Below are 3484 nucleotides of genomic sequence, written 5' to 3' on the forward strand. Positions count from 1 at the left end.
GGCGGCGGGCATCGCCTCGGTCGGCGCCGTCGGCATACCGGCGGGGTCCGTGGTCACGTCCGGGGCCAGGTCGGGCTGCCCGGGCGTGGTGACCGGGTCCGCCGCGGGGGCCGCTGCCGACGGCATGGACGCGGAGGCCCCGCCGCGACGGCGGTCCTGGGCGTGGTCCTCGGCCTCGCGCTCGGTGGCCTGCGCCTGGCTGCGGGCCTCACGCAGGGCCTCGGCCGGGTCCTGCAGCTGCACGTCGTCGAAGGCCGCGCGGGACAGCTCGGCGTCCGCCGGCGTGTAGGGGTCGGACGCGTCGCTGCCCCAGCCGCCGCCCTTGGTGTCGGTGCCGCCGAGCGCGGAGCCGATGCCCTTGAGCGCCTCGGTGAGCTCGGACGGGATGACCCACAGCTTGTTGGCGTCGCCGCGGGCGAGCTGCGGCAGGACCTGGAGGTACTGGTAGGCGAGGAGCTTCTGGTCGGGCTTGCCGCGGTGGATGGCGTCGAAGACCTGCGTGATGGCGCGGGACTGACCCTGCGCCTCGAGGATGCGGGCCTGGGCCGAGCCCTCGGCGCGCAGGATCGAGGACTGCTTCTCGCCCTCGGCGGTCAGGATCTGGGACTGCTTGACGCCCTCGGCCGTGAGGATCGCGGCGCGGCGGTCACGCTCGGCGCGCATCTGCTTCTCCATCGAGTCCTGCACGGAGTGCGGCGGGTCGATGGCCTTGAGCTCGACGCGGTTGACGCGGATGCCCCACTTGCCGGTGGCCTCGTCGAGGACACCGCGCAGCTGCGCGTTGATCTGGTCGCGCGAGGTCAACGTCTGCTCGAGGTCGAGGGATCCGATGACGTTGCGGAGCGTGGTGACCGTCAGCTGCTCGATGCCCTGGATGAAGTTGGCGATCTCGTAGACGGCGGACTTGGCGTCGATCACCGAGTAGTAGATGACCGTGTCGATGGAGACGACCAGGTTGTCGCTCGTGATCACGGGCTGCGGCGGGAAGGACACCACCTGCTCGCGCAGGTCGATGTTGGCGCGCACCTTGTCGAAGAACGGGACGAGCAGGTGCAGGCCTGCCGTCAGCGTCCGCGAGTAGCCGCCCAGCCGTTCGATGATCAGGGCGGTCTGCTGCGGCACGATCTTGATGGTCTTGGCGATGACGATCACCGCGAAGAGGACCAGGATGCCGAGGACGATCAGGGTCTCCATGGGTCAGATGCCTTCCCGGCTGTCCGCAGCGTCGGCAACGACGGCGGTAGCCCCCTCGATGGACACCACCCGGACCTCCTGGCCCGGGGGTATGGCGGGTTGCCCCGCCTGGGTGCGCGCCGTCCACGTCTCCCCCGCGAGCTTGATCAGCCCGCTCGTGGTGGTCACCGTCTCGGTGACCAGGGCTGCGCGCCCGATGTTGGCACCAGCACCGATGCTGGTGTCCGGCGCGACGCTGAACCGTCGCTTGACCATGGGCCGCACCAGGAGGACGAGCAGCAGGGCGACCACCACGGCGACGACGACCTGCACCGCGAACCCGCCGCCCAGCGCGGCCGTGACGGCTCCCGCCAGGGAGCCTCCCGCCAGCATCAGCCAGAAGAAGTCGACGCTGGCCGCCTCGATGGCCCCCAGGATCAGGGCCAGTCCCACCCAGGCCAGCCAGCCGTTGTCAGCGAACCACTCCATGTCGTCCTACTCTCCTCGTCTCCAGCACGCCGGGCACCACGGGGTGCGCCTGCGGCGCGGACACTTGTATGACGCCCCCCGCGCCCCTGCGGTTCCCCGCGTGGGTCATCGTCGTGGGGGTGATCCGCGCGGGGACGGTCACTCCCCGTCGGGGCGGGCGCGGGCGGCATACCGCTCGCCGTGCTGCTCGAGGACCAGGGGCAGGCCGAAGGTCTCGGACAGGTTGTCCTCGGTGAGGGTGAGCTCGAGCGGCCCGGCGGCCACGACCATGCCGTCGCGCAGGAGCAGCACGTCGGTGAAGCCCGGCGGGATCTCCTCGACGTGGTGGGTGACCAGGACCAGGGCCGGTGACATGACGTCCTGGGCGAGCTCGCCGAGGCGACGCACCAGGTCCTCACGGCCGCCGAGGTCGAGGCCGGCGGCGGGCTCGTCGAGGAGCATCAGCTCGGGGTCGGCCATGAGGGCGCGGGCGATCTGGACGCGCTTGCGCTCCCCCTCGCTCAGCGTGCCGAAGGTCCGGTCCGCCAGGTGCGCCACGCCGAGGGTCCCGAGCAGCTCGTCGGCGCGCTCCTCATCCAGCTCGTCGTAGCTCTCGCGCCAGCGCCCGATCACCGCGTAGGTCGCCGTCAGCACCACGTCGCGCACCCGCTCCGAAAGGGGGACGCGCTCGGCGGTGGCGGCGCTGGCGATGCCGATGCGGGGACGCAGCTCGAAGACGTCGACCGCGCCCAGGGTCTCGCCCAGGACGCTCGCCGAGCCGCTCGTCGGGTGCATGCGCGCGGCGGCCAGCTGCAGCAGCGTCGACTTGCCAGCACCGTTGGGGCCCAGCACGACCCAGCGCTGCCCCTCCTCGATCTCCCAGTCGATCCCCTCGACCAGCGTGGTGTCGCCACGGCGGACCGTGACATCGTCGAACTCGAGGACGTCGCTCATGCTCCGACCCTATGGCACCTCGCGCGCCTACGATGGACGGGATGTCCGAGCTGCCCCTGTCGTGTCGGCTGTCCCTGTGGGTGACGAGCGCGTATGCCGGCCGCTTGCCCCTCGATCGCGCCCTGGTGGCCGCGGCGGCCGAGCTGGACCACGTCTCCGGAGCCGAGCGCGTGCAGGACTGGAGCACCCTCGGCGAGCGCGTCGTGGCGGTGGCCCTGCCCCGCGCCGGAGCCACCGCCTCGGTGCCGCGCGGCAACCCGGAGCTGGCGGGGGCGGCGGCCGAGGCGGGCGAGTGCTGCTACTCCCCCGCGCTGGGCGTGGCGCTGGTCCCGACCGTCGAGCCGTTCGGGCCTGCGGGGGACGTCGGGTGGGCGGCGCGGTTCACGGCATACGACTGCGACCCGGTGCCGACCCACCGGCTGGAGATGCTGTCGGTCCGCGAGGCGGAACGGGCCCTGCGGGGCGAGATCGCCTCGGCGACCGAGGATCTCGCGTCACTGGGATCGGTGTGGGGCGCGGCCGCGCGGGACGTGGCCGACGAGGCCTTGGGCTCGCGGCGCTGGGGCCTGCCGCCCGACCTGCCCGCCCGCGCGGTGTCCGTGATCACCCTGGCCGCGACGGTCGGGCGCATCGCCGACCTGGGGCTCGAGGCCGCCGACCCGTCGCTGGTGGCGGGCGAGGCGGGGCGCCGGTCGGCGACGCTGCAGCGGCTGCAGCGGGCGGCGGACGAGGCGCTGGAGACGGCCACCAACGTGGCGGCGCTGGCGATCGCGGGCTACCTCCCCGCCGACCGTCTCCCCTGACCCCGCCTCCCCGTCCCGTTGTTCCCGCTCCCCCGCCCCCTCCCACGATCGTGAGGGTTTCCTCCTGAGGTTGCCCCCGTTCGACG

4 protein-coding genes are annotated in these 3484 nt (G+C 73.0%); 1 reads left to right on the plus strand and 3 read right to left on the minus strand.

Annotation, left to right across the window (positions count from 1 at the left end; genetic code table 11):
* The 3 genes from B4K29_RS02900 to B4K29_RS02910 form a co-directional block, all read right to left on the minus strand.
* The coding region (locus B4K29_RS02900) for an SPFH domain-containing protein (RefSeq protein WP_286966346.1) at positions 1–1194 on the minus strand (1194 nt) is incomplete at its 3' end.
* 3 nt (positions 1195–1197) lie between these two features.
* Complete coding sequence (locus B4K29_RS02905) at positions 1198–1662, minus strand: NfeD family protein (RefSeq protein ID WP_286966348.1); 465 nt, start codon at positions 1660–1662, stop codon at positions 1198–1200.
* A gap of 138 nt (positions 1663–1800) precedes the next feature.
* Positions 1801–2595 (minus strand): ABC transporter ATP-binding protein, encoded by a 795-nt coding sequence (locus tag B4K29_RS02910; protein WP_286966349.1) that lies wholly within the window; start codon positions 2593–2595, stop codon positions 1801–1803.
* A 41-nt stretch (positions 2596–2636) separates the two neighbouring features.
* On the opposite strand from B4K29_RS02910, the gene B4K29_RS02915 reads away from it, so the two are divergent.
* On the plus strand, positions 2637–3398 hold the full coding sequence (locus tag B4K29_RS02915) for a hypothetical protein (protein ID WP_286966350.1): 762 nt from the start codon (positions 2637–2639) through the stop codon (positions 3396–3398).
* Positions 3399–3484 lie beyond the last annotated feature (86 nt).

Source organism: Arsenicicoccus sp. UBA6765 (assembly GCF_002453335.1).
GTDB lineage: Bacteria > Actinomycetota > Actinomycetes > Actinomycetales > Dermatophilaceae > Arsenicicoccus > Arsenicicoccus bolidensis.

Excerpts from the sequence above, each read along its gene's own strand:
- B4K29_RS02905 (WP_286966348.1), bottom strand. The coding sequence starts at position 1,662 with ATGGAGTGGTTCGCTGACAACGGCTGGCTGGCCTGGGTGGGACTGGCC.
- B4K29_RS02910 (WP_286966349.1), bottom strand. The coding sequence starts at position 2,595 with ATGAGCGACGTCCTCGAGTTCGACGATGTCACGGTCCGCCGTGGCGAC.
- B4K29_RS02915 (WP_286966350.1), top strand. The coding sequence starts at position 2,637 with ATGTCCGAGCTGCCCCTGTCGTGTCGGCTGTCCCTGTGGGTGACGAGC.